Genomic DNA, 22,653 nt, shown 5'->3' on the forward strand with positions numbered 1-22,653 from the left:
CTCCGTCTCCGGTGACCGATCGTGCGTGCGACAGGATTTTATCGCTCCCGTCCGCCGTGGATGGCATGGAACGGGAACCGAGCAGGCGACGATTCATAACGGGTTGTTGTGTCGCGGGCGCGGGGGCGCTCGCGGCGGGCGGATTGGCGGGCGGTGCGACGGCCGAGACCGACGACCGGCAGTCGACGCCCGAGACGCGCTGGGAACGGACGTACGACCGGGGGACGAGCGTCGACGTCAACGGGGTCGCACCGGCGAGCGACGGCGAGTTCGTCCTCGTCGGGACGACCGAGTCCTCCGGCGACGAGACGGTCAGCGAGGCGTGGCTCGCCAGGGTCGACGCGGCCGGGCAACTCGTCTGGGAAGCGACCTTCTCCGACCGCGAAGTCACCGAGGGGTTCGGCGTGGCCGCCGCGCCGGACGGCTTCGTCCTCGTCGGCCACACCCGTGAGGAGGGCGCGACCGCACAGAGCGCGTTCGCCGTCCGCGTCGACACCGAGGGAACGGAACAGTGGCGGCGGACCTTCGACGCACGGCCGAGCACGACCGACACCATGCGCGCGGTCGACGTCGACTCGGACGGTCGGTTCGTCTTCGTGGGCTGGACGAGCCGTTTCGACGACGCGTGGGTCACGCAACTCGACGACTCGGGGTCGATAAACTGGGCGAAGCGGTACGGTCCGGGGTCGCGAAACCAGTATCACGGCGTCGTCGCGGACCCCGAAGGCGGGTACGTGGTCGTCGGTGAGACGGACGACACGTCCGGCGACACTGCCGGCTGGGCCAACAAACTCGACGAGGAGGGGGGACAGGTGTTCTCCCAGCAGTTCAAGAAGAGCTCGGACAGCGCGACGAACCCCCAGGACGACTTCAACGCCTTCTACGACGTGGATCGGACGCGAAAGGGGTTCGTCGCGGTCGGTGCGAACGCGTTCGACCCGAAGACGAACGAGCAGCGCGGATGGGCGCTGGAGTTCAACGTCAACGGCGGGAAGCTCTGGGACAAGCGCTACACCGAGGAGAACTACACGGAACTCAGGAGCGTCTCGTACGGCGACCTGGAGTACTACGTCGCCGGCCAGACCGCGACGGACGGGAACGGGACCAACGCGCGCGGCTACGCCGCGAACCTCGGGATCGAGGGCGATATGAAGTGGAAGGGGACCTGGGGCTCGGGCTCCAGCGAGTTCTCCGCCTTCGACCTGACCGAGGCCGAGGGGATGGTCTGTGTCGGGAGTACGGCCGACTTCGCCGGTGCGAACACGAGCGGCTGGGGCGTGAAGGTCGGCGGCGAGGAGGTCGCGACGCGGACGCCGTCGCCGACTCCGAGTCCGACCCCTACGCCGTCGCCGTCGGACGGTTCGACGCCGACGTTCACCCCGACGCCGACGGACACCTCCAGCGGAACCGACGGTGGCGGCGAGACCGACGCTACGGACACCGCCGCGCCGACACCGGCCGGAACCGAGACGCCCGGCGATGGCGGTACGGGGGGCGGAACCGAGACGACCGACGCGGCCGACGGCGACGGCGGAATCTCGCCCACGACCATCGGTATCGGCGCCGTGATCCTCGCGCTCGGCGGGGGCGGCCTGCTGTACAACCGGTTCCTTGCGGGCGACGACGACGCCGACGTGGCCGGCCCCGGCGAAGGGACTGGCGGCGCGGCGCCCGTGGACACGGGTGACGGCGACGGCGGCGACGGCGATTCCGGCGGCGTCGAGACCACCGAACCCGACACCGAGGGGACCGAGGAGGTCCAGTCGGCACAGACTGTCGTCGAAGGCGAGGACGCGTCGGGCGGGGCGGACGCCGGCGAGTCGACCGAGGCCGCCGACGCCGACGCGGACGACACGGACACGGACGCGGACGGAGGCGACACGGACACGGACGCGGACGGAGGCGACACGGACACGGACACGGACGGAGGCGACACGGACACGGACGGAAGCGATACGGACGCGGACACGGACGCGGGCGACACGGATTCGGACGAGACGAGCGGGGAGTAGCGCTTTCGGGCGGACTTCCGGAGTCGCAACCCCTATTGTGCGCATTCCCTCAGTATCAGGTATGTCTCAGGAGTCACTGTCCCCGGAGAGCGTGCCGCGCGTCGACGGGATGCCGCGGTTCGGACTCGGCACCTGGCAGAACGAGAACCCCGAACAGTGCGTCGCGAGCGTCAGCACGGCGCTGGAGATGGGGTATCGCCACGTCGACACCGCCCAGATATACGGCAACGAGGACGCGGTCGGTGACGGCATCGCCGCGGCGGACGTGCCCCGGGAGGAGGTCTTTCTGGCGACGAAGGTCTGGATCGACCACCTCGACCGCGACGGCGTGGTCGAGACGACCGAGGAGAGCGTGGCGAAACTCGGCGTCGACCGGCTGGACATGCTGTACGTCCACTGGCCCTCGCGGACCTACGAGGCCGCGGAGACGCTCCCGGCCCTCGAAGAACTGAAGGAACGCGGGCTGGTCGACCGCATCGGCGTCTCGAACTTCGAACCGCACCACCTCGACGAGGCCCGCGATGTGCTCGACGAACCGCCGTTCGCCAACCAGGTCGAGATGCACCCGCTGCTCCAGCAGACGGAACTGCGCGAGTACGTCGAGGGGACGGACATCGAACTGGTGGCGTACTCGCCGCTGGCCCGCGGTGGCGTGTTCGACGTGCCCGAACTCTCGGATATCGCGGAGAAACACGGCGTCAGCGAGGCGCAGGTGTCGCTGGCGTGGCTCCGCGAGAAGGGCGTCACCGCCATCCCGAAGGCCACGAGCGAGGCGCACATCCGGGACAACTGGGAGAGCCTGGCGCTCGAACTCGACGACGAAGACGTGTCGACCATCGACGCCATCGACCGGACCGAGCGCCAGATAAACCCGGGATTCGGACCGGCCGCCTGGGACTGAGCGACGGAATCTACGGACAGAGCGCCGAACGTCGGAAACCCTCGATCCTGTCGGCGAGAGGACCTGTCGACCGCGAACAGTAGCGGCGCTGGACGGCCAACAGAAGAAGTATACAGGGGGCTTGCCAAACTGACGAACATGTCTGTCGGGAATCGGCAGGGGGTCGTCGAAGCGATACGCTTCGACCTGAACAAGTTCCACGAGACGTGGATGGGGTTGCTGTATCCGCGCCAGCGCGGCGCGAGCGACACCGTCCTGGGGAAGTGGCAGCCACAGACGACTCGCGAGCAGGTCACGTACAACGTGTGGGCGGCGCTGGGGGCGCTCGTCGTGGCCGTGCTCTACCCGCTCGCGCTGTTCGGCGTGATCGTCCGCTTCCACGCGCGCAAGATCGACGTCTCGGTCGAGAAACTCGGCGCGGTCGGCGTGATACTGCTGACCATCCTCGTCTGGGGCGGGCTCTCCGCGCTCGTCGAGTTCCGGCTCGACGCACAGTTCTCGTCCCAGCAGGCCAACGCGATCATCGCCGCCAGCGTCGTCGCCGTCGTCTCCTCGGCGCTCGCGGTGCTCTTCAGGAGCATCGGCGGACGGATCACGACCGTCGTCTTCGCCTACCCGTTCGGGATGACGGCGATATTCCTGCCGCCGGTGGTCGCCGCGCTCGTCTCCGAGGACGTCGCGCAGTTCAGCATCGTCTACGCAGAGGAGTTCGCGGAGCTGTTCCGCGCGGAAGTGCTCGAACCGCTCGGGCTCAGAGACGAGGTCGCCGACCGGTTCGACATGACGGAGTTCGCCTACGTCATCATCTGGCTCGGGATCTCCGTCCCGCTCGGGTGGCTGCTCGGCACCACGGTCGCGCTGGCGGACTTCATCCGCCCGACCGACGAGTAGCCCACCCAGTTCTCACAGCAGGTCCGACGGATCGATCACCGTCGATTCGGGGACGTCTCCGCTCCCGTCAGCCACCGCGACCGTCCCGGTCCGGGTGCGATCGACGAGTACCGTGCCACCGGCGCGAATCGGCGCGAGCACGCCCGCGACCACGGTCCCGGGGTTCGAGAGCGGCGCGCGGATCGTCACCTCGCTGCTCTCGTCAAGCCCCCACTCGTCGACGACGGCCGCACTCGCGTCCAGCAGTCGTTCGTGAGTGAACGTCTCCCCGGCCGCGTCCAGCGCGGGCGCGTCGGGTTCGACGACGTCCGGCGGGTTCGTCGGGTTCTCGCTCCACATCTCGGCTTCGAAGTGGGCGAACTCGGGGTCGTCGGGCACGTCGCCGTAGACCAGCGTCTTCGTCCCCGGTTCGGGGTCGTAGGCGTCGGCCCGTTCGGCGGGGACGAGGAGCGCTTTGGCGTCGCAGTCGCTCGACGGGTCGAACCGGACCGGCGCGCCGAGCAGTCCGGCGCCGAACAGCGCGAGCAGGGGCGACGGCGTCAGCGACTCGCCGGCGTCGACGGCGACGGTGGCGCCGCCGCGGACGCCGTAGTGGCGCAGGAGGTTGCCGGTCTTCCAGGCGTTCGTACAGAACTTCTCGTAGCTGTACGAGCCGGCGCGGCTGTCGGTCCGAACCGCCAGTTCGTCGGTGCGCCGCTCGCGCGCGACCAGGTCCCCGATCACGTCCATGGCGGCGCTTCGGTCGGAATCGGCAAAAAGCTGGGCGATAGGGCGCGCTCGCGCCGCCCACCGGGCTGTCGGGTGACGGCTACCGGAAACGGAACTGCAGAACGCGAGAGTCCAGCACGTCTACTCGCCGAAGATATCGATCGCGTCGAACGACACCGAGTCGCCGAGCGTCACTTTCGATTCGTCCTTCCTGTACCGCACGATGCCCGCCTCCGAGAGCTTCGGGACGTGGACGTGGTAGAGCGACGCGTGTACGGTGTCGACGTCGACGTCGTCCGCACCGTCCTCCTCCCGTTCCCATCGGGTGACTCGCTCCGCGAGTTCCTCCAGCGCGAGCGTCTCCCCGGCCTCCTTCAGACAGCGGACGACACGCAGTCGCCGAGGATTCGAGAGCGCGTCGTAGACCAGCGATTTGTTGCTGTGTTTCATTCGACCGTCTATGGAACTCATCACCTATTGTCCGCTCCGTGTACGTATATTGCTTTCGCCAGGGTGATACTTGGAAAATGGCAAACGTAGGCCTGAAGGCTCGTATTATCGAAATCTCGGCGAGTCGGTACCGGCCCAGCGGTGCGAGAAGACGAGAGATTTCGAAAAACGGAATTCGGGCGCGACGCCTCGATAGAGCTACACTTCGTAGGACCCGGATTCGTCGTCCCCGGCGACGTTCTCTGTGCCGAAGTGGTCGAACGGCCGAATGTACCTGTGGCGGATCAGTTCCTGGCTCTCGATCTGGAGCCCGAGTTCGTGGAGAGCCTCCGCGATCCGTGTCAGGTCGTCGCTTTTCGGGGCGACGGCGACGATATCGACGTTTTCCCGGCCGGACATCAGTTCCATCACTTCCACGACGCCGCCGATTTCGAGCGCCTTCCGGGCGAGTTGCTCCCGTTCGACGATGGTGGCCGTGCAGGTGAACCGGACCTCGAGCTGGTAGCCCGCGGCCTCGTAGTCCACGACCGGGACGTACCCTTCGAGGACACCCCGGTCCTCCAAGTCCTCGATGCGATTTCGCACGGTCCCGTCACTGACACCGACCTGCTCGGCTATCTCGACCGCGGTCCTGTGTCGGGCATCCCGCTGTAGTAACTGGAGGATCGCCCGGTCGATGTCGTCGAGCGGCGTGAACTCGGGGGACGCGCACATCGCTTACAGGCACGGGCCGCCGACACTTGTCGCCTTCGAGGAGTAACCCTACGTACGTGGTGAATACGTGGCTACGAGCGGTTCTACGGCGGTGCTGGGATCGTACCGGGCCGAGCGAAGCGAGGCGCGGTTTCACCGTCAGAGCATGCTCTGATACGTCCGGAGTCGTTCGCGGTGGTCACTCCTTCGGACGTCGCTCGTGAGGGGGGCCAGTGAGCGGAGGGAGCGTGACTCACCGGACGCGAAGGAGCGGAGCGACTGAAGCGTCCGGCTTTTTCACCACCGGAAGGCGGTCCGCTCGCTTCGCTCGCGGCTCCGACTTCCGAGCCTTGCCTCGCTTCGCTCGGTAAGACCATGTTTTTGCGTCGGGGGTACCCGCAGGCGCGCGAAGCGCGCCGAGGATGCCCCCGGCGGAAAAAGATGGTCTAGAAGGAGCTCTTGATCTTCTCGAAGAAGCCCTGTTCGACCTCGACCTCCTCGCCGCCGGCCTCGGCGAAGGCTTCGAGGGCCTCGCGCTGCTCCTCGTTGAGGGAGTCGGGGGTGACGACCTGCACCTGGACGTAGAGGTCGCCGTTGCCGCGCCGGCGGAGACGGGGCATGCCCTTGCCGGAGAGGCGGAACGTCTCGCCGCTCTGGGTGCCCTTGGGGACGTCGAGTTCGACCTTGCCGTCGACGGTCGGCACCTCGATGCTGTCGCCGAACACCGCCTGCGGGAAGGAGATGGGCTCCTGGTGGTGCAGGTCCGCGCCGTCGCGCTCGAAGTCGGGGTGGTCCCGCACCGAGACCTCGATCAGGAGGTCGCCCTTGGGGCCGCCGCGTTCGCCGGGGGCGCCCTCGCGCTCCATGCGGAGGGTCTGGCCGTCCTCGATGCCGGCCGGGATCTCGACGGAGAGGGAGGCGTCCTCGCGGACGACGCCGTCGCCGCGGCAGGTCGAACACGTCTCGTCGTAGATGGTTCCCTCGCCCTCACAGCGCCGGCAGGTCTGGCGCTGCTGGACGCGACCCATCGGGGTCTGCTGGACGGTGGTGGTCTGCCCGCGGCCGTCGCACTCGGGGCACTGCCGGGAGTCGGTGTCCGGCGGGTGGCCCTGCCCGTTACAGTCCGAACAGGTGTCCGGGCGGGTGACGTTGAGTTCCTTCTCGACGCCGTGGTAGGCGTCCTCGAGGTCGATCTCGAGTCCAGTGCGGAGGTCTCGACCCTGACGGGGGCGGTTGGACCCGCCGCCGCCACCGCCGCCGAAGAACGTCTCGAAGATGTCGGACATGTCGCCGAAGGGGCCCTGACCGCCGCCCATGCCGCCCATACCGCCCATGCCGCCGGCGCCGCGGCCGCCGTTGTCGGTGGCGCCGTGCTTGTCGGCCTCGACGTAGCGGTCGTGGCCCAGCTGGTCGTACATCTGGCGCTGTTCCTCGTCGGTGAGGACCTCCTTCGCCTTCTTGGCCTGCTTGAACTTCTCCTCGGCGTCGGGCTCGTCGCTCACGTCGGGGTGATACTCGCGCGCCTTCTCCCGGTAGGCCTCCTGGATCTCGTCCTCGCTGGCGTCCCGGGAGACGCCGAGTACCTCGTAGAAGTCCTCGCTCATTACTTGTCGCGGTGTAGATGGTTGAGATACTTGAATAGAACGGGTCTGGATTCGTCCCCCGCGCCGACGTCGGAACCCCCGGTGGTCGACTACGGCGTGTCGGTGCCAGAACCGCTGGTCGCCGAGTGGGACGTCTCCGTACCGGCGACGATGTCGACCGCGACCCGCCGACTCTCTCCTGGACCGCTGTACGCGAACGGAATCTCACCCTCGCCGTCGTACGCTTCGAACGTTGCAGATCCGGCGCCCGTGTCACCGGGGTCGACTTCGACCTCGACGGTCTTCGGAAGTCCGCCGGTCCGGAAGCCAGCGAGGAACGTGCCCGTTCGGTCGCCGTCGTTGGTGACGGTCACGCCGAGTTCGAACCGCTCGTTCGGTTCGACCGACTCCGGGATATCGATCGAGTCGAGGCCGAGATCCGGTGCAGTGGGGAGGCGTTCGCGGGTGGACTCGTCGAGCGGCCAGCGGCGACCGTCGCGGAGCAGCGCCGCGCTGTCTGCCTCGACCCTGGGAACGTCGAACCTGAGCGCTCCCGACCTGCGCTCGTCCGTGTACACCGAGTCGACGTCGGGTGTCCAGGACATGAATCCCGACACAGACGTGGCGGGCGCGAATCGCTCCGAACCGATTTCGAGCGTGTAGGCGTCCGTTGGGTGGTCGGTGTCCGTGTCTGGCGGGCGAACGAACGCGAACTGCGCGTGCTCGGGCGCGGAGACCCCGATAGCGTCGTCGTTGACACCGTATCGATACGACGAGCGAAGCGTGGTCTGGACCGGTTCGTCGGGCGCTGGCGACCGCGTTTCGGTCGCACCGAAGCGGGACGACCCGCCGACACAGCCGGCGAATCCACTCGCGAGCGGGAGGGCGGCGACGAACTGACGGCGACGCATACGGTTCCTCTCGGGGTCGACGGTAAGTGTTTTCTGGCAGTAACGAACGTGCGGCCGTGTGCTACGTCCGGTACGGCGGCCGGTCGAACTCGGCGCCGCACTCGTCACAGGCCGCGACGACCTCGTTCTCGTCGTCGAGACCGAGCGTCATCGCGTCCGCGCCGCAGTCGGGACAGGGAGCGGGGACGCGCTCGGCGCCGCAGTCGGGACAGACGAACGAGAGCGTCTCGCCGCCGGTGTCGAGCGCGAAGTCCGCTCGCTCGCAGTCGGGACAGGCGACGGGGACGCGCACGTCCTCGCTGTCGCGCGGCGCGCCGATAGCCAGCGCGACCAGATCCCCGTCGCTGCGGTTGTGGCCGGACTGGTACTCGCCGGGGGCGAAGCGGATCGCCTCGCCGCTCTCGACGGTGACGACGCGACCGGTGCGTGGTCGGTCCACGGGGCCGTCTCGCTCGGGGAGCGTCTCGAACGTCGCCTCGCCGTCGAGGACGACGAAAATCTCCTCCTGGTCCACGTGGGTGTGGAGGCCGCTGGGGAAGCCGTCGCCGGGCGGGATGCGATACTGATTGAGCGCCGCGTCGGTCGCTCCGAGGGGGCCGGTGAGGCCGCGGCGGTCGGCGTCGGGGGACGGACTGGACGACAGGTCGTCGATGACGACTCGTTCCATGCCCGGACGGTCGACCGGGACCGAAAAGTGTCTGTGGGACGGGCTGTCGGGACTGCGGTGGCGTGACTCGGTCAGACCCGCGCTACACACCGAGCCACTCGTCGTTACTGACCTCGTAGCCGTTCTTCCGGCAGTACTTCGCGGCCTCCCGGCGCACGTCGCGCGAGCCCGGGAGCTTCTCCTTCTCGCGGATGCGCTCGACGATCCAGTCGGCCATGACCGGGATCCCCTCGTCGTCGTCGACGGCGTCGATGGCTTTGAGTTCCCGGAACGTCCGCTCGTACCCCTCCCGCTGTGAACTCCCGAAGTCGACGCCCTGGAGGTCGTCGGCCGCTTCGACGATCCGTCGCATCGCCGCGGCGATCGTCGGTCGCCTGACGCGGTCACGGACCGCTTCGGGCGAGTCGTACTCCTCGCGCTCCGAGCGCGGCAGTAGATCCGCCAGGTCGTGGGTCTCCCCCTCCGACTCGATCTCGTGGTAGCCGACCGCCTCGACGAGCTCCAGCCCCGTCGCCGGGAACTCGACCGTGTCGAGTTCCGCGTCGAGGTTCTCGAGTTCCCGCTCCTCGACCGGCGGTTCGGTCTCGTCGTTGCGTTCGAGCTCTTCGAGCATCGCCCGCATCCGCTGTCGGTTCTCCTCGTCTAGCGCCTGTTTGTCTCTCCCCGATTTGTCGTCTGGCATCCCTGAAGTGTTCGAGTCCTGCGCGGGTAAGCCTGTGGCCGCCGGTTTTCGACCTGTGAGTATCCTCACACCATCCGCTCGCGACAGTGACGCCGGACCTGACCGTTCGATTTCAAAAACCCGCTTCAGCGAACGCCTATATCCCGTCCGGCCGAACCGTGTCGTATGTCATCAGACAGCACGTCCGGTTCGGCGTTCGAGCGGGTCGCGGCTCTCGACGACCTCCGGGAGGAGGGGCGGACGGTGACGACGGTCGGCGGGCACAGCATCGCGCTGTTTCACCACGACGGCGAGGTGTACGGCGTCGACAACCGGTGCCCGCACATGGGCTTTCCGCTCTCGAAGGGGACCGTCGAGGACGGACTGCTGACCTGCCACTGGCACCACGCTCGGTTCGAACTCTCCTGTGGCGACACGTTCGACATCTGGGCCGACGACGTGCAGACGTTCCCGACGGAGGTGCGCGACGGCGAGGTGTACGTCGATCCCGACCCGGAGACCGACGTGGCGCCGGAGGTCCACTGGCGGAATCGACTCGTGGACGGGATGCGCGAGAACCTCTCGCTGGTGATGGCGAAGGCCGCGATCCACCTCGACCACCACGGTGAGGGGTTCGCGACGCCGCTCGAAACGGCCGTGGACTTCGGGACGAAGTACCGTGCCGACGGCTGGGGGCGCGGGCTGACGACGCTCGGCGCGATGGCGAACCTCTACGACCGGGTCGACCACGACGAGAAACAGCGGGCGATGTTCGTCGGCGTCCGCGAGGTGGCCGATAACTGCGCGGGTCAGCCGCCGCGATTCGACCAGTACGCGCTGAGCAACGAGGACCTCTCGAAGGCGCGACTGAAGTCGTGGTTCCGCGAGACCTGCGAGGTGCGCGACGCCGACGGCGCCGAACGCTGTCTCCGCGCGGCGACGGCGACGCTACCCCCGGAGGACCTCGTGGAGATCCTCGTCGCCGCCGCGACCGACCACCTCTATATGAACGCGAGCCACACGATCGATTTCGTCAACAAGGCGTTCGAGACGCTGGACCACGTCGGGTGGGACAGGGCGGAGGACGTGCTCGCGTCGACGGTCGACACGATCACGGACGGTTCGCGGGCCGAGGAGACCAACGCGTGGCGCCAGCCCGTCGACGTCGCCGAACTGTGTTTCGACGCCGACGAGGACATCCCGGCTCTCTCGGCCGCCGGGGACGGGAAGTCGTGGGAGCGTCCAGACGACTTCGTCGAGACGCTGCTCTCGGACGACCCCCACGCCATCGACGAGGCGCTCCGGGACGCGATCAGGGCGGGCGCGACGACCGAGCAACTGGCCCACGCCGTCGCCGTCGCGGCGCTCCGACGGGTGGCTCACTTCGCCACCAGCAACGAGTTCGGCGACTGGAACACCGTGTATCACACGTTCTCGTTCGCGAACGCCGTCGAGCGACTCGCGGGGCGAACCGACGCCGACGACCTGTATCGAGCGTGCTGGCAGGGCGCGATGTCCGTGTATCTCGACCGCTTCCTCAACCAGCCCGAGGCGCCCCTCCCGGAACCCGGGGAAGGTGGCGACGAGGACCCCGCAGAGTTGCGCGAGCGACTGCTGGCGACCTTCGACGAACAGGGTCGCGTCGACGAGGCCGATCGGATCGTGAGCCGCCACTTCGACGCCGGCGGCGACCCCGACGCGCTGAAGCGGACGATGGCCGAAGGGCTGCTCCGCGAGGACGCGGGTTTCCACACCCTCCAGAGCGTCGAGGGCGGGTTCGCGCAGTTCGAGTCGGCCCGGAGCGACTACGAGCGGCGGCTGGCGCTGGTCGCACCGGCGCGGTACATGGCCGCCCACTTCCCGACGCGCCGCGAGGCCGAGCAGACGTTCACCATCGCCCATCGGCTGTATCGCGGCGAGAACCTCCACGAGGGGAGCGCGGACTGACGACGGCGGTCGAGTCGACCGCCGCCCTCGCCGGCCAGTTCCGACCTTGAAATCGCCTGCAGTAGCCTGATTCCGGTCACAGGCGCAGATGTGTGCGTGCGTTCACACGTCACCGGGTCCGCGCGGGGACCGGCGGTCAACGAGCAGGCTGCGAGCCCGCGGTGGGCACGCGAATGAGCTTCCTCACGATACTCCCGCTCGCGATCGTCATGGTCGCCGGGCCGCAGTTTCTCAGCGCCATCTTTCTGGCGACGAGTCGCGACTGGCGGCGCAACTCCGCGCTGTTCGTACTCGGCGCGGCGATCTCGATCTCGGCGGTGGTCACGCTGACCTATCTCCTCGGCGGCGTGTCGGTGGGCGGGGGTGCGGGCGGGGGCGAGGAGTCGAACGGTCCCCTCTCGACGGTGGTCCTCGTGTTGATCGTCGCGGCGATGATATCCACGTTCCTCGGGCGCGAGGAGTCCGAGCCGCCGAAGTGGATCGGGAAACTGGAGCGAGCGACCCCGCGATTCTCCTTCCGTCTCGGATTTCTCCTGCTCGGCGTGTTCCCGACCGACATCGTCACGTCCGTCGCCGTCGGGTCGTACCTCGCCGCGAACGACCTCCCGCTGGTCGACGCCGCCCCGTTCGTCGCCCTCACGCTCTCGCTGCTGGCGATTCCGTCGCTCGCGGTAGTGCTGCTGGGTGCTCGCGCCGAGACCCTGCTTCCACAGGTCCGCGACTGGATGAACGACAACGCCTGGATCGTCAACGAGGTCGTCCTCGTCTTCTTCCTCGTGCTGGTGCTCACCTGACCGGCGATGGCCGCGGACTTCCCGACCCCGCGCGAGTCCGAGGGGACGTTCACTATCGCCTATCGCTGTACCGCGGCGGGAACCTCCGCGAGGGGAGCGCGGACTGAATCGGTTCGTTTCCTCCCGTACCGTCGGCACCGATCCCCGACAGCTAACTACCCGGCGCGAGTGAGTTCGGGTACTGATGAGCGGACGTCTCGGATTCGTCGGCGACGAACGCGGACTCGCGGTCGAGCGGTGGGTCGTCTGGCTCGTCGTCCTCGCGATCACCGCCGCGGTCGTCGGCTCCGTCGTCTACTTCGGCGACGAGTTCCGCCGCGACAGCCCGAACGCCGACTTCTCCGTGTCGTTCGACGGCGACGCGAGCGCGCTGACCGTCGAACACGTCGGCGGCGACTCCATCTCGGACCGCACGACAGAGCGCCTGCTGGTGGTCGTCGTCGACGGGAGCACCGGGAACAGCGACGAGGTCGTGTGGGTGAGCGATTCGGCGGGGCCGACCAAGCGTGGGGGCGGGTACCCGGTCAGGTCCGGTGATTCGCTGAGGATCGACGACCCGAGCGTGGACTCCGACGGCGACGAGAACTACCTCGACGCCGAGCGGAGCGTCGGCTTCCATCTAGAGGACGGGGACAGCGTGCGCGTCGTCTGGGAAGGCTCGATGCGGAGCAGCGAGACTCGGTCGGTGACGCTCGCGAACGCGACGCTCGGGTCGTGACTGTCGCACGTTTTTCTGTTTCTGGTGCTGCCGACGACCGCGAGTGACGAACGCCCTCGATGCGCTCGCTATGAATTGTACTAACCGCAGGAGACAGCAAGCGACGAAAGCCCTCGGCCCGCTCGCGGTCGCTGAGGCGGGATATCCGCGCTCGGACACCAGCACCGCACCACACTCGCGCGGATAGTGCCCGCTCAGACGACTAAAATAAACGCGACCGCGCCTCGCCCTTTCAGTCCGCCAGGACCGCGATTGCACCCGCACAGCACCGCACGGCACCACAGACGGCCTCGTCCCTCCCCAGCCGATTCGCTCAGTCACTTCGTTCCCTCGCTCATCCCTCGCACGACTACGTCTCGCGCCTTCGCTATCGCTCAGGACGCTCGACAGCGCGCGCCACTGCGGCAAAATAGAGGGCTTTCGACCGGTCAGATGCCCTTCCGCATCAGGTGCGAGCGGAGCACGTCGTTCTCCTTGTTGCCGGCGACGGGGTTGACGAGCACGACCACGTCGTCGCTCCCGAGGTGGCCGCCGGCGGCGAGTTCCTGGGCGGCCGCGGCGCCGACACCGCCGGTAGCGCTGGCCTCGACGCCCTCTTTCGCGAGCGTGACGGCCGCTTCGAGGGCGTCGTCGTCGCTGGCGCCGACTGCCCAGCCGCCGGTGTCGCGGACCGCGTCGAGCGCGAGCGCGCCGCCTTCGGGGTCGTCAACCTCCAGCGATCCGACGAGGGTGTCCGGGCGCTCCCAGACCTCGGTGTCGTCGTCGCCGGCGTCGTCGGCGGCGACGATGGGCGCGCAGTCCTCCGGCTGTGCGACGTGGAGCGCGGGCGTCTCGTCGGCGAGGTCCGCGCCGACCAACTGCTGAGCGGCGAGGTGACTGCCGACGACGCCGAGGCCGTGAGCGGTCGGGTGGACGACGGCGTCTGGCACCTCCCAGTCCAACTGCTCGACGACTTCGAAGAGGAGGGTCTTGGCGCCCTCGTGGCGGTACGGCGAGTCGAAGGGGGCGAGCGAGTGCCAGTCGGCGTTGTCGTCGTCGGCCATCGCGCTCTCGAAGGCCTCGACGGCGTCGGGGTAGCGGCCCTCGACGACGCTCATGTCGCCGCCGTGGACGTTGGTCATGGCCTTGGCGACGAACGTCGAGCGCGTCGGGACGAACGCCTCCGAGTCGAGGCCGGCGCGTGCGGCGTAGGCGGCGACGCTCTGGCCCGCGTCGCCGGTCGTCGGGAGCGCGACCTTCTCGGCACCGTGGGCGCGGGCGGCCGTCACGGCGAGCGCGGCCCCACGGTCGGCAGCCGTTCCGGTCGGGTTGGCGCCCTCGTCTTTGACGTAGACGGCGCGAACGCCGAGGTCGTCGGCGAACTCGGGACAGGAGATCAGGGGGGTCGTCCCCTCGTCGAGCGTGACGAGCGCCTCCGTGGCGAAGGGGAGCAACTCGCCGAAGCGGGCGACGCCGTCGAAGCGTTCGTCGGCGAGGGAGTCTCGCGTCACCTCGACGGCGGAGTGGTCGTACGTCGGGACGAGCACGCCGCCGCAGTCGGGGCAGCGTCGCGGCGTCTCGGTCGGGTCGTGGGTCGCCTCGCAGTCGACGCAGGCGAGGCCGTCGAGCGCGGCGGTGGTGTCCATACCCGGAGCGCGGGTTGCCATCGACTAAGCACTGTTCGTTCGCGGCCGATGCGCGGGCCAAGGGCGGCCGTCGCGGACCGAGACAGGGCCGTTTAGTGGGTCCGGTCCGAGGTCGAGATATGAGCGAGGTCGTCATCGTCGGCGGAGGACTGTCCGGTCTGGTCGCCGCGCGGCGCCTGGCCGAAGACGGCGCGGACGTGACGCTGTTCGAGCGCCGCGACGAACTGGGCGGGCGGGTCCGCTCGCGCGAGGTGGACGGCTTCACCCTCGACCGCGGGTTCCAGGTGCTCTTCACGGCCTACCCGGCCGTCCGCGAGGAACTCGACCTCGACGCGCTGGACCTGCGAGGCTTCGCCCCCGGCGCGACCATCGCCCGCCCGGACCACCGCTCGGTGCTCGCCGACCCGCTCCGGGCCCCGTTCGCGGCCATCCAGTCGGCGCTGAACCCGGACGTGACCGTCCTGGACAAGGTCCGCATCCTGCAGTTGCGCCGCCAGCTCGGGAACGCGGACCCCGAGACGCTCCTCGACGGTCCCGCCGAGAGCATCCGCGAGTACCTCGACCGCAAGGGGTTCTCCGAGCGCTTCGTCGAGAACTTCGCCGCCCCGTTCTACGGCGGCATCACGCTCGACCGCTCGCTGTCGACCGACGCCGGCGTCTTCCGCTACACGTTCTCGATGCTCTCGCGCGGCGAGACCGCCGTCCCCGCCCGGGGGATGGGCGCAATCCCCGCACAACTCGCTACCCGCGCCCGCAAGGCTGGCGTGACCATCGAGACCGAGCGGGCGGTTTCGGCCGTCGACGGCGAGGAGGGGGCTGCGACGGTCGAGACCGGCGGCGAGACCGTCGACGCGGACGCGGTCGTCGTCGCGACCGACCCGAAGCGCGCGAGCGAGTTGACCGGCGTCGACGCGATTCCCACGGACGCGCGGAGCTGTGTCACTCAGTACTTCTCGATGCGGGAGCACCGCTCGCTCGACACCGGGCACCGGCTCCTCCTCAACGCGGTCGATAGCTGTCCGAACACCGTCGCGCCGCTCTCGACCGTCGCCCCGGAGTACGCCCCCGACGGCCACGCCCTCCTCTCGGCGACGACGCTCGGCGTCCCCGACCGGAGCGACGAGGAACTCGCGACCGCCGTCAAAGACGCGCTCGTCACGTGGTACCCCGAACACCGCTTCGACGACCTCGAACTCGTCGCCACGGACCGGATCGAGTTCGCCCAGTTCGACCAGCCGCCCGGGTTTAGGGACGACCTCCCCGCCGTCGATGCGCCCGAGGGCTCCGTCTACCTCGCCGGCGACTACACCCAGTGGTCCTCGATTCAGGGCGCGCTGGAGAGCGGACGGGTCGCTGCCGAAGCGGTCAGAGACGACGTTTGAGCGGCTGAAACCGACGGACTACCGAACTGGCGCGCGCTGTCGCGGGTCTCGTCCCGCGACAGCATCGTGCGAGGGACGAGCGAGCGACGGCAGGAGCGAGCGAGTCGGCTGGGGAGGTGTGAGGCGCGGTGCCGTGCGGTCCTGGCGGATTGAAAGGGCGAGGCCCGGTCGCGCCGAAGGGGAGGCGCTGTGCGGGCACTATCCGAACGGAGTGGGGATATCCCGCACAGCGCCCGCGAGCGGGTCGAGGGCTTTCGTCGCTTGCTGTCAGTCGTGGTCGATGTAACACCTAGCGAGCGGGTCGAGAGCTTTCGACGCCAACTGTCCACTGCAGACGATCCAACTCGAACACGAACAGAAGAGACCGAAACTACAGCATCCGAGAGAACTGGCCGAGCGGGGGGAAGGTTAGCGTCTCTTCGCTCTCTTCATCGTACACTACGGGGCGAAACTGCGAGACACGGGTCACCAGCGGCGACAACTCCGGCCGCGACCCACCGAGTCGACCGTTCACCGACAGCCCCTCGACGAGGCGGTTGAACGGCGGCAAGACGAACACGTCCGACCGGCGATACGCGCCGCCGCCGACGAGGAAACAGGGGCGCTTCTGGCCCTCGATCTCGATGGCCGGGTGGTCGTGGCCGACGATGTAACTGTCGGCCGTCCGTTCGGGCTCCTCGTGGCCGTGGGTCACCACGACCGTCTCCGTCCCCTCGGTCTCCAACACGTACTCGGCGTGCAGGTCGCCCGCGTAGGCCGAGTCGAGCATCGTGTCGTGATTCCCCTCGACGACGACGAGGCGGGCGCCCGCGTCGCGGACCGCTTCCGAGACCAGCGAGAGCGCGTCCTCGGCCGAATCCGGGACGTAATCGAACGAGTGGAAGACGTCGCCGGCCAGCACGACCTCCTCGGGTTCGAAGTGTTCCAGTAACGAGGTCAGGCGCTCCGCGCAGTCCTCGCCGGCGCCGATGGGGAACTCGACGGACGAGGCCGCCCCCTTCCCGAAGTGCAGGTCCGCGAGGACGAGCGTGCCGTCGACGTACACCGCCCGGTCGCGGTAGTCGGGGTCCATCGCTGTCCACTCTGCGCCCGGCGGGCAAATGCCTGACGCACCCGCCGGCCCGCATCTGGATTCGCTACTCGTCGCCCCCGTCGCCCGTCGCCTCGCGGTACTCATCGGCGGTGACGGTGAAGCGGTGGACGTCGACCACGGAGCCGTCCATGTTCACCTCGAAGTTCCGCAGGAGCCCCTCGCGGTGGCCGCCGTGGGCCTCGATATACCGCGAGACGGCTTTGCGGGACTTCTCGTTGCCCTCGTGGACGGTCACGACGACGGCGTCGAGGTCGAGGCGGTCGAAGGCGACCGGCATGAACGCCGCCGCGCGCTCGCCGGAGTAGCCCCGTCCCCAGAACGGTTTGCGGAGCCACGCGCCGAAGGTCGCCCTTCTGGCGTCCCAGTCGACGGTGATCCCGGTGAAGCCGGCGAACTCGCCCGCGCCGTCCTCTCCGGGTTTCGGCCGGATCGCGTACGTCGCACCCTCGCCGCTCTCGCGTTGTTCGGTGATCAGTTCGAGGAACTCCTCGGTCTCCTTCGGCGTCTCGTGGGGTTCCCACGTGACGTACTCCGTGATATCGTCGATGTGGGGCGCGCCCTCGCGGACGTGTTCGTACTGGTCGAGCGGGTCGAGCGTCTCCGTCGTCGCCGGTTCCAGCACCAGGCGCTCGGTCTCGATGCGTTCGGGGAAGAGGTCGGACATACGTCTACGGGTGCGGGCCAGCGGAAAAGCGCTTTCCCGCCCGTGGGAGGGCGTGGCGCGACTCGACGCGACCGGTCCGGGGAGACTTATCCCCGTGGGGCTTCGACGGGCGAGTATGACGGATCTCGACGACGCGGTCGAGGAGTTTCTCGACAGGACCGACACGACGCTCGGGGAGTACGACCAGGGCTACGCCGACGCCGACGCGACGCTGACGGTGTTGCGAGACCACATCTCCGACCTGCGCGAGGCGGCGGAAGAGTGAATCGCGACCGCTGAACCGGCGAAAGGACGATACTGTAGCCACGCGAACCTGTCGGTATGGCAGACGTAGTGATAGTCGACGGTGCGCGGACCGCTCACGGCGCGATGCTGGGCTCGCTCTCGGACGTGCGCGCGCCGGACCTGGGCGCGACTGTGCTCGAAGACCTCGTCGACCGCTCGGGCGTGGCGCCCGACGACCTCGACTGGGTGGGACTCGGGAACGCCGTCCAGGCCGGCGTCGGACAGGTCCCCGCACGACAGGCGGTCGTCCGTGCCGGTCTCCCCGACGACACGGCGGCGACGACGGTCAACGAAGCCTCCGGGTCGGGACTCCGCGCGATCATGCTCGCCGCGGACCGCATCGACGCGGGCCGGGCCGACATCGCCGTCGCGGGCGGCATGGAGTCGATGTCGAACGCCCCGTATCTCGTCCGCGAGATGCGCGAGGGGCGGCCCCACGGGAACACCGAGATGGTGGACGCGATGGTGTTCGACGCGCTGTGGGACGTGGGCTACGACGCTCACATGGGCGGGCTCACCGAGGACCTGGTCGAGGAACACGATATCTCCCGGGAGGCACAGGACCGGTACGCGCTTCGGAGCAATCGCCGCGCCGCCGAGTCGATCGAGGAGGGTCGCTTCGACGAGGAACTGGTCCCCGTCGAGGTGGGCGACCACCTCGTCACGGAGGACGAGGGGCCGCGCGGTGACACGTCCCTCGACAGGCTCGCCCAGCTCCCGACGGCGTTCCGCGAGGACGGGACGATCACGCCCGGCAACGCGTCGAAACTCGCGGACGGCGCGGGCGGCGTCCTGCTCGCGAGCGCCGAGACGGCCCGCGAACACGGGCTCGGGCCGATGGTCCACGTCGAGGACTACGCCGTCGCCTACCGGGACCCCGCGGAGTTCTCGCAGGCCGTCGGCGACGCGATCGAGCGACTCCTTGACCGGAACGACCTGGCGGTCGACGACGTGGACCACTACGAGGTGAACGAGGCGTTCGCCGCCCAGACGGTGTACGTCCGCGACCGACTCGAGATCCCCGAGGAGCGGTTGAACCCCCTCGGCGGCGCGGTGGCGCTGGGCCATCCCATCGGCGCCAGTGGCGGGATTTTATCGACGACACTCGCTCACGCGATGGTCCGGGAGGACCACGACTACGGGGTGGTGGGGATGAGCGTCGGCGGTGGCGGGGCGGTGATGGTGTTGCTGTCGCGGTAGGCGGTGTTGCGGTAGATGCACCCACCAGCGCCGTCGCGAGTGAGCGTCGGCGGTGGCGGGGCGGTGATGGTGTTGCTGTCGCGGTAAGGGCGGGGCCGTGGTGGAACCCGCCAGCGCCGTCGCGAGTGAGCGTCGGCGCTGGCGGGGCGGTGATGGTGTTGCTGTCGCGGTAGGCGGTGTTGCGGTAGATGGACCCGCCAGCGCCGTCGCGAGTGAGCGTCGGCGGTCCACCCCCGGCGAAATATTATTAGGTCAACAGGATAGTGTTGATCCATGGATATCGGATCGCACGGTCCCCTCTCCTCGTCCCGCCCGCCGGACGGATCGGACTCCTCGCCGAGTGGACTCTTCCTGATACTGATGCTGGTAGTGATGATCGGGTTCGTCGCCGGGCTGTTCTGGCTCCTCTGAGCGGACCGGCCCGGTCGCCCGAGCCACTTAGTCGCTGGCGCCCGAGATCCGAGTATGACACGAACAGCGGTGATAGCCGGCGTCGGTCCCGGACTCGGTGAATCGCTCGCTCGCAAGTTCGCGGGCGAGGGCTGTCAGGTCGCGCTCCTCGCGCGGTCGGCGGAGTACCTTCGAGACCTCGCCGACGACCTGCCGGAATCGGGCGAGGGACTCGCTGTCCCGACCGACCTCGAACGCCCCGGGGAGATCAGGGAGGCGTTCGAGACGATCCGCGAGGAATTCGGCCCCGTGGACGTGCTCGTCAATCACGCGAGCGCGGGGTCGTGGAACGGGCTCCTCGACGCGTCGGTCGAGGACGTCGACCGCGCGTGGGCCGTCAACGGCCGCGGCGCGTTCGTCTGTTCACAGGAGGCGGCGGGGGACATGGTCGCGGGGGACGGCGGGACGATCGTCTTCACCGGCGCCACGTCTGCGCTCCGTGGGCGGGACGGTGCCATCGGGTTCTCGGCGGCGAAGTTCGCCGCTCGCGGCATGGCCGAGAGCATGGCGCGGGAACTCGGCCCCGAAGGCGTCCACGTCGCTCACGTCGTGATCGACGGGCAGATACTCACACCCGGTGCTGCCGAGGCGAACCCCGACCGCGACGAGGAGAGCTTCCTCGACCCCGACGAGATCGCCGAGAGCTACTGGCACCTCGTCGAACAGGACCGATCGGCGTGGACGCTCGAACTCGACTTGCGCCCGCACGTCGAGGAGTTCTGACTGCTATCGGCACGTCCTCGGGCGTTCGCGGGCCTGGAGGAAACAGGTAACTGTCGCTGGCGCCACGTGTCTGTATGGATGGTATCGGTGGTGGCGACGATTCGCGGCAGCAATCCACGCCCATGGGGCCGGAACTGATGGTGAGCGGTCGGGTACTGCTACTGACGGCCGCGCTGTTCCTGGCGGTGTTCGTCGCCTGGCTCGTACTGATCTGAACAGAGCGACCCGAGTACCGACAGCCGGTCAGTCTCGCCCCGGTGCGGACCGGCGGTCGCTCACTCCTCCCCGCTGTCGTGTTCCATGCCCCCCATCAGAGCGACGACGTTCTCCTCCTCGCCGTCGAGCTGTTGCGGGTAGATCGCGACCGTCACGACGTAGTCGCCGTCGTGTTTGAACTTCGCGGCGTGGACGTACACGTCCATCTCGCTCCCGCCGATGGTCGCCGTGCCCTCGTACTTCTCGAGCGTTCGGTCGGAGCCGAGCGCTCGGACGCTTCGCTCCTCGACGCGGTCGCCGACGGTGAGCCCCTCGTACTGGGACTGGAACTGCTGGAGCACTTCGCGCGTGGACATGTCCGCGATGGGGTTGAACGTCCGGGTCGCCACCTCGACCTCCGGGCTGGCGAACGTGACGAACACCGCCGCTCGCTGCGAGCCCAGCGGCCCGAGGTCGACCGCCCGCTCGTATCTCGCCTGCTGGTTGGTCACCTCGACCTGTCGAGTCTGGCCCGCGGCGCTGAAGTTCCGCGTGACGACCGACGCCTCGACGGCCTGCTCCTCGTATCCCGTGTCCGACTGCGTGCTGTCGCCGACCGTCGCCGGCGACGCGCTGAACGTCGCCGCGTCCTGTCCCGTGATGAACCCGCAACCGGCCGTCACCGTCAGGAGGACGACGGCCACCGCCGCGACTACTCGATGGGCACTCATTACCCGCTATTGTATCAGCATCCGGGTAAACGTGCTGGTGACCGATATTCGGTCAGTTTCACTGACCTGTCGCCGCTCTCGGGCGTTCGGCCGGTCGGTCGATCCGAGTGTGTAATTTAAACATCAATAACTGGGTGGGTTCGAGACGATTCGGTCGGGGCTGGGGGATCCGGGAGGTGATCGACCGGGGCGGACCCTCAACAATTATCGGGGAGCGCGCCCCCGGTGATGGTATGACGGAGTTCTCTCGTCGAGTCGAGCAGATGTCGATAAGCGGTATCCGCGAGGTCTTCGAGGCCGCGGGCGAGGACGCGATCAACCTCGGGCTCGGCCAGCCCGACTTCCCGACGCCGGAACACGCCCGCGAGGGCGCCATCGACGCGATCCGGGCGGGGAAGGCGGACGAGTACACCTCGAACAAGGGAACCGAGTCGCTCCGGGAAGCCATCGCGGGCCGGTACGACGAGGACCGCGGCATCGACGTCGACCCCAACGACGTCATCGCCACCGCGGGCGGGAGCGAGGCGCTCCACATCGCCCTGGAGGCCCACGTCGACCCCGGGGAGGAGGTCATCTTCCCCGACCCCGGATTCGTCTCCTACGACCCGCTCACGCGACTCGCTGGGGGCGAACCGAAACCCGTCGGCCTCCGCGACGACCTGACGATGGACCCCGCGGCGGTAGAGGAGGCCATCACCGACGACACGGCGGCGTTCGTCGTCAACAGCCCGGCGAACCCGACCGGTGCCGTCCAGTCGCCCGACGACATGCGCGAGTTCGCCCGCATCGCGGACGAACACGACGTGCTCTGCCTCTCCGACGAGGTGTACGAACACATCGTCTTCGAGGGCGAGCACCGCTCGCCGCTCGAATTCGCGGAGACCGACAACGTCGTCGTCGTCGGCGCCTGCTCGAAGACGTACTCGATGACGGGCTGGCGGCTGGGCTGGGTCACCGGGAGCAATCGGCGGATCGAGCGGATGCTCCGCGTCCACCAGTACGGACAGGCCTGTGCGACCGCCGCCTCGCAGTACGCCGCCGAGGCCGCGCTGACCGGCCCGCAGGACTGCGTCGACGAGATGGTCGAGTCGTTCGAACAGCGCCGCGACGTCCTCCTCGACGGCCTCGCCGACATCGGACTGGACTGCCCGACGCCCCACGGCGCCTTCTACGCGATGCCGAAAGTGCCCGACGGGTTCGTCGACGAGGTCATCGACCGCGGCGTCGTCGTCGTCCCCGGCGACGCGTTCGGCGAACACGGCGCGGGCTACGCCCGCATCTCCTACGCCGTCGACGTGGAGACGCTGAAGGAAGCGCTCGACGTCATGGGCGAAGCGTACGAGGCCGTCAGGTAGCGCCCGTCTGCGAG

Annotated in this window: 23 protein-coding genes and 1 pseudogene; 13 read left to right on the forward strand and 11 right to left on the reverse strand. The window is 68.6% G+C overall.

The window, feature by feature from the left end; all coding sequences use genetic code 11:
* The first annotated feature begins 65 nt into the window (after nucleotides 1-65).
* The 3 genes from D1409_RS12805 (at nucleotide 66) to D1409_RS12815 (ending at nucleotide 3,804) form a co-directional block, all read left to right on the forward strand.
* Nucleotides 66-2,012, forward strand: coding sequence for a hypothetical protein (locus tag D1409_RS12805; RefSeq protein WP_123537374.1), 1,947 nt, complete (start codon nucleotides 66-68; stop codon nucleotides 2,010-2,012).
* A gap of 61 nt (nucleotides 2,013-2,073) precedes the next feature.
* On the forward strand, nucleotides 2,074-2,913 hold the full coding sequence (locus D1409_RS12810) for an aldo/keto reductase (RefSeq protein WP_123537375.1): 840 nt from the start codon (nucleotides 2,074-2,076) through the stop codon (nucleotides 2,911-2,913).
* A 138-nt stretch (nucleotides 2,914-3,051) separates the two neighbouring features.
* On the forward strand, nucleotides 3,052-3,804 hold the full coding sequence (locus tag D1409_RS12815) for a hypothetical protein (RefSeq protein ID WP_123537376.1): 753 nt from the start codon (nucleotides 3,052-3,054) through the stop codon (nucleotides 3,802-3,804).
* Between the two features lie 12 nt (nucleotides 3,805-3,816).
* Here D1409_RS12815 and D1409_RS12820 read toward each other — a convergent pair whose 3' ends face one another.
* The 7 genes from D1409_RS12820 to D1409_RS12850 all read right to left on the reverse strand — a co-directional run bounded on the left by D1409_RS12820 (nucleotide 3,817) and on the right by D1409_RS12850 (nucleotide 9,498).
* Nucleotides 3,817-4,533: a hypothetical protein gene (locus D1409_RS12820; RefSeq protein WP_123537377.1), complete on the reverse strand. Its 717-nt coding sequence runs from the start codon at nucleotides 4,531-4,533 to the stop codon at nucleotides 3,817-3,819.
* Between the two features lie 120 nt (nucleotides 4,534-4,653).
* A complete protein-coding gene (locus D1409_RS12825) occupies nucleotides 4,654-4,983 on the reverse strand; it encodes a winged helix-turn-helix domain-containing protein (RefSeq protein WP_164471670.1) in 330 nt (109 codons plus the stop codon).
* 177 nt (nucleotides 4,984-5,160) lie between these two features.
* Entirely contained in the window at nucleotides 5,161-5,676 is a 516-nt protein-coding gene (locus D1409_RS12830; RefSeq protein WP_123537379.1) for an Lrp/AsnC family transcriptional regulator, read from the reverse strand.
* Nucleotides 5,677-6,101: 425 nt separating this feature from the next.
* On the reverse strand, nucleotides 6,102-7,259 hold the full coding sequence (dnaJ, locus tag D1409_RS12835; RefSeq protein ID WP_123537380.1) for a molecular chaperone DnaJ: 1,158 nt from the start codon (nucleotides 7,257-7,259) through the stop codon (nucleotides 6,102-6,104).
* Between the two features lie 89 nt (nucleotides 7,260-7,348).
* The gene (locus D1409_RS12840; protein WP_123537381.1) at nucleotides 7,349-8,149 is read right to left on the reverse strand and encodes a hypothetical protein; all 801 of its coding nucleotides are present in this window, start codon (nucleotides 8,147-8,149) and stop codon (nucleotides 7,349-7,351) included.
* 61 nt (nucleotides 8,150-8,210) lie between these two features.
* Nucleotides 8,211-8,816, reverse strand: coding sequence for a cupin domain-containing protein (locus D1409_RS12845; RefSeq protein WP_123537382.1), 606 nt, complete (start codon nucleotides 8,814-8,816; stop codon nucleotides 8,211-8,213).
* Nucleotides 8,817-8,898: 82 nt separating this feature from the next.
* Entirely contained in the window at nucleotides 8,899-9,498 is a 600-nt protein-coding gene (locus D1409_RS12850) for a DUF5789 family protein (protein WP_123537383.1), read from the reverse strand.
* A 165-nt stretch (nucleotides 9,499-9,663) separates the two neighbouring features.
* Here D1409_RS12850 and D1409_RS12855 point away from each other — a divergent pair, with 165 nt between their 5' ends.
* The 3 genes from D1409_RS12855 to D1409_RS12865 all read left to right on the forward strand — a co-directional run bounded on the left by D1409_RS12855 (nucleotide 9,664) and on the right by D1409_RS12865 (nucleotide 12,936).
* On the forward strand, nucleotides 9,664-11,424 hold the full coding sequence (locus D1409_RS12855) for a Rieske (2Fe-2S) protein (protein WP_123537384.1): 1,761 nt from the start codon (nucleotides 9,664-9,666) through the stop codon (nucleotides 11,422-11,424).
* A gap of 173 nt (nucleotides 11,425-11,597) precedes the next feature.
* On the forward strand, nucleotides 11,598-12,218 hold the full coding sequence (locus D1409_RS12860; protein ID WP_123537385.1) for a GAP family protein: 621 nt from the start codon (nucleotides 11,598-11,600) through the stop codon (nucleotides 12,216-12,218).
* A 184-nt stretch (nucleotides 12,219-12,402) separates the two neighbouring features.
* A complete protein-coding gene (locus tag D1409_RS12865; protein ID WP_123537386.1) occupies nucleotides 12,403-12,936 on the forward strand; it encodes a type IV pilin in 534 nt (177 codons plus the stop codon).
* A gap of 428 nt (nucleotides 12,937-13,364) precedes the next feature.
* On the opposite strand, the gene D1409_RS12870 is transcribed toward D1409_RS12865, so the two are convergent.
* A complete protein-coding gene (locus tag D1409_RS12870; protein ID WP_123537387.1) occupies nucleotides 13,365-14,561 on the reverse strand; it encodes a pyridoxal-phosphate dependent enzyme in 1,197 nt (398 codons plus the stop codon).
* An 89-nt stretch (nucleotides 14,562-14,650) separates the two neighbouring features.
* Here D1409_RS12870 and D1409_RS12875 point away from each other — a divergent pair.
* A pseudogene (locus D1409_RS12875) lies at nucleotides 14,651-15,943 on the forward strand (NAD(P)/FAD-dependent oxidoreductase); the annotation flags it as partial.
* Nucleotides 15,944-16,313: 370 nt separating this feature from the next.
* Here the strand turns inward: D1409_RS12875 and D1409_RS12880 are convergent.
* Nucleotides 16,314-17,015: a metallophosphoesterase gene (locus tag D1409_RS12880; RefSeq protein ID WP_123537389.1), complete on the reverse strand. Its 702-nt coding sequence runs from the start codon at nucleotides 17,013-17,015 to the stop codon at nucleotides 16,314-16,316.
* Between the two features lie 64 nt (nucleotides 17,016-17,079).
* Nucleotides 17,080-17,700, reverse strand: coding sequence for a GNAT family N-acetyltransferase (locus tag D1409_RS12885; protein ID WP_123537390.1), 621 nt, complete (start codon nucleotides 17,698-17,700; stop codon nucleotides 17,080-17,082).
* Nucleotides 17,701-17,815: 115 nt separating this feature from the next.
* Between D1409_RS12885 and D1409_RS24540 the strand changes: the two genes are divergently transcribed.
* The 5 genes from D1409_RS24540 to D1409_RS24550 all read left to right on the forward strand — a co-directional run bounded on the left by D1409_RS24540 (nucleotide 17,816) and on the right by D1409_RS24550 (nucleotide 20,573).
* The gene (locus tag D1409_RS24540; protein ID WP_164471671.1) at nucleotides 17,816-17,965 is read left to right on the forward strand and encodes a hypothetical protein; all 150 of its coding nucleotides are present in this window, start codon (nucleotides 17,816-17,818) and stop codon (nucleotides 17,963-17,965) included.
* A gap of 56 nt (nucleotides 17,966-18,021) precedes the next feature.
* Nucleotides 18,022-19,185 carry a thiolase family protein gene (locus tag D1409_RS12890; protein WP_123537391.1) on the forward strand — a complete coding sequence of 388 codons (1,164 nt, stop codon included), beginning with the start codon at nucleotides 18,022-18,024 and terminating at the stop codon, nucleotides 19,183-19,185.
* A 273-nt stretch (nucleotides 19,186-19,458) separates the two neighbouring features.
* The gene (locus tag D1409_RS24545) at nucleotides 19,459-19,596 is read left to right on the forward strand and encodes a hypothetical protein (RefSeq protein ID WP_164471672.1); all 138 of its coding nucleotides are present in this window, start codon (nucleotides 19,459-19,461) and stop codon (nucleotides 19,594-19,596) included.
* A gap of 54 nt (nucleotides 19,597-19,650) precedes the next feature.
* On the forward strand, nucleotides 19,651-20,358 hold the full coding sequence (locus D1409_RS12895; RefSeq protein WP_123537392.1) for an SDR family NAD(P)-dependent oxidoreductase: 708 nt from the start codon (nucleotides 19,651-19,653) through the stop codon (nucleotides 20,356-20,358).
* A 74-nt stretch (nucleotides 20,359-20,432) separates the two neighbouring features.
* Nucleotides 20,433-20,573 carry a hypothetical protein gene (locus D1409_RS24550; RefSeq protein WP_164471673.1) on the forward strand — a complete coding sequence of 47 codons (141 nt, stop codon included), beginning with the start codon at nucleotides 20,433-20,435 and terminating at the stop codon, nucleotides 20,571-20,573.
* 60 nt (nucleotides 20,574-20,633) lie between these two features.
* Here D1409_RS24550 and D1409_RS12900 read toward each other — a convergent pair whose 3' ends face one another.
* A complete protein-coding gene (locus D1409_RS12900) occupies nucleotides 20,634-21,284 on the reverse strand; it encodes a DUF6517 family protein (protein ID WP_123537393.1) in 651 nt (216 codons plus the stop codon).
* Nucleotides 21,285-21,517: 233 nt separating this feature from the next.
* Between D1409_RS12900 and D1409_RS12905 the strand changes: the two genes are divergently transcribed.
* Nucleotides 21,518-22,639: a pyridoxal phosphate-dependent aminotransferase gene (locus D1409_RS12905; protein ID WP_123537394.1), complete on the forward strand. Its 1,122-nt coding sequence runs from the start codon at nucleotides 21,518-21,520 to the stop codon at nucleotides 22,637-22,639.
* The last annotated feature ends 14 nt before the right edge of the window (nucleotides 22,640-22,653 follow it).

It is taken from the genome of Halosimplex salinum (assembly GCF_003730195.1).
Lineage (GTDB): Archaea > Halobacteriota > Halobacteria > Halobacteriales > Haloarculaceae > Halosimplex > Halosimplex salinum.

Coding starts and splice junctions, on each gene's coding strand:
- D1409_RS12805 (WP_123537374.1), top strand. CDS start 66: ATGGAACGGGAACCGAGCAGGCGACGATTCATAACGGGTTGTTGTGTC.
- D1409_RS12810 (WP_123537375.1), top strand. CDS start 2,074: ATGTCTCAGGAGTCACTGTCCCCGGAGAGCGTGCCGCGCGTCGACGGG.
- D1409_RS12815 (WP_123537376.1), top strand. CDS start 3,052: ATGTCTGTCGGGAATCGGCAGGGGGTCGTCGAAGCGATACGCTTCGAC.
- D1409_RS12820 (WP_123537377.1), bottom strand. CDS start 4,533: ATGGACGTGATCGGGGACCTGGTCGCGCGCGAGCGGCGCACCGACGAA.
- D1409_RS12825 (WP_164471670.1), bottom strand. CDS start 4,983: ATGAGTTCCATAGACGGTCGAATGAAACACAGCAACAAATCGCTGGTC.
- D1409_RS12830 (WP_123537379.1), bottom strand. CDS start 5,676: ATGTGCGCGTCCCCCGAGTTCACGCCGCTCGACGACATCGACCGGGCG.
- dnaJ (WP_123537380.1), bottom strand. CDS start 7,259: ATGAGCGAGGACTTCTACGAGGTACTCGGCGTCTCCCGGGACGCCAGC.
- D1409_RS12840 (WP_123537381.1), bottom strand. CDS start 8,149: ATGCGTCGCCGTCAGTTCGTCGCCGCCCTCCCGCTCGCGAGTGGATTC.
- D1409_RS12845 (WP_123537382.1), bottom strand. CDS start 8,816: ATGGAACGAGTCGTCATCGACGACCTGTCGTCCAGTCCGTCCCCCGAC.
- D1409_RS12850 (WP_123537383.1), bottom strand. CDS start 9,498: ATGCCAGACGACAAATCGGGGAGAGACAAACAGGCGCTAGACGAGGAG.
- D1409_RS12855 (WP_123537384.1), top strand. CDS start 9,664: ATGTCATCAGACAGCACGTCCGGTTCGGCGTTCGAGCGGGTCGCGGCT.
- D1409_RS12860 (WP_123537385.1), top strand. CDS start 11,598: ATGAGCTTCCTCACGATACTCCCGCTCGCGATCGTCATGGTCGCCGGG.
- D1409_RS12865 (WP_123537386.1), top strand. CDS start 12,403: ATGAGCGGACGTCTCGGATTCGTCGGCGACGAACGCGGACTCGCGGTC.
- D1409_RS12870 (WP_123537387.1), bottom strand. CDS start 14,561: ATGGACACCACCGCCGCGCTCGACGGCCTCGCCTGCGTCGACTGCGAG.
- D1409_RS12880 (WP_123537389.1), bottom strand. CDS start 17,015: ATGGACCCCGACTACCGCGACCGGGCGGTGTACGTCGACGGCACGCTC.
- D1409_RS12885 (WP_123537390.1), bottom strand. CDS start 17,700: ATGTCCGACCTCTTCCCCGAACGCATCGAGACCGAGCGCCTGGTGCTG.
- D1409_RS24540 (WP_164471671.1), top strand. CDS start 17,816: ATGACGGATCTCGACGACGCGGTCGAGGAGTTTCTCGACAGGACCGAC.
- D1409_RS12890 (WP_123537391.1), top strand. CDS start 18,022: ATGGCAGACGTAGTGATAGTCGACGGTGCGCGGACCGCTCACGGCGCG.
- D1409_RS24545 (WP_164471672.1), top strand. CDS start 19,459: ATGGATATCGGATCGCACGGTCCCCTCTCCTCGTCCCGCCCGCCGGAC.
- D1409_RS12895 (WP_123537392.1), top strand. CDS start 19,651: ATGACACGAACAGCGGTGATAGCCGGCGTCGGTCCCGGACTCGGTGAA.
- D1409_RS24550 (WP_164471673.1), top strand. CDS start 20,433: ATGGATGGTATCGGTGGTGGCGACGATTCGCGGCAGCAATCCACGCCC.
- D1409_RS12900 (WP_123537393.1), bottom strand. CDS start 21,284: ATGAGTGCCCATCGAGTAGTCGCGGCGGTGGCCGTCGTCCTCCTGACG.
- D1409_RS12905 (WP_123537394.1), top strand. CDS start 21,518: ATGACGGAGTTCTCTCGTCGAGTCGAGCAGATGTCGATAAGCGGTATC.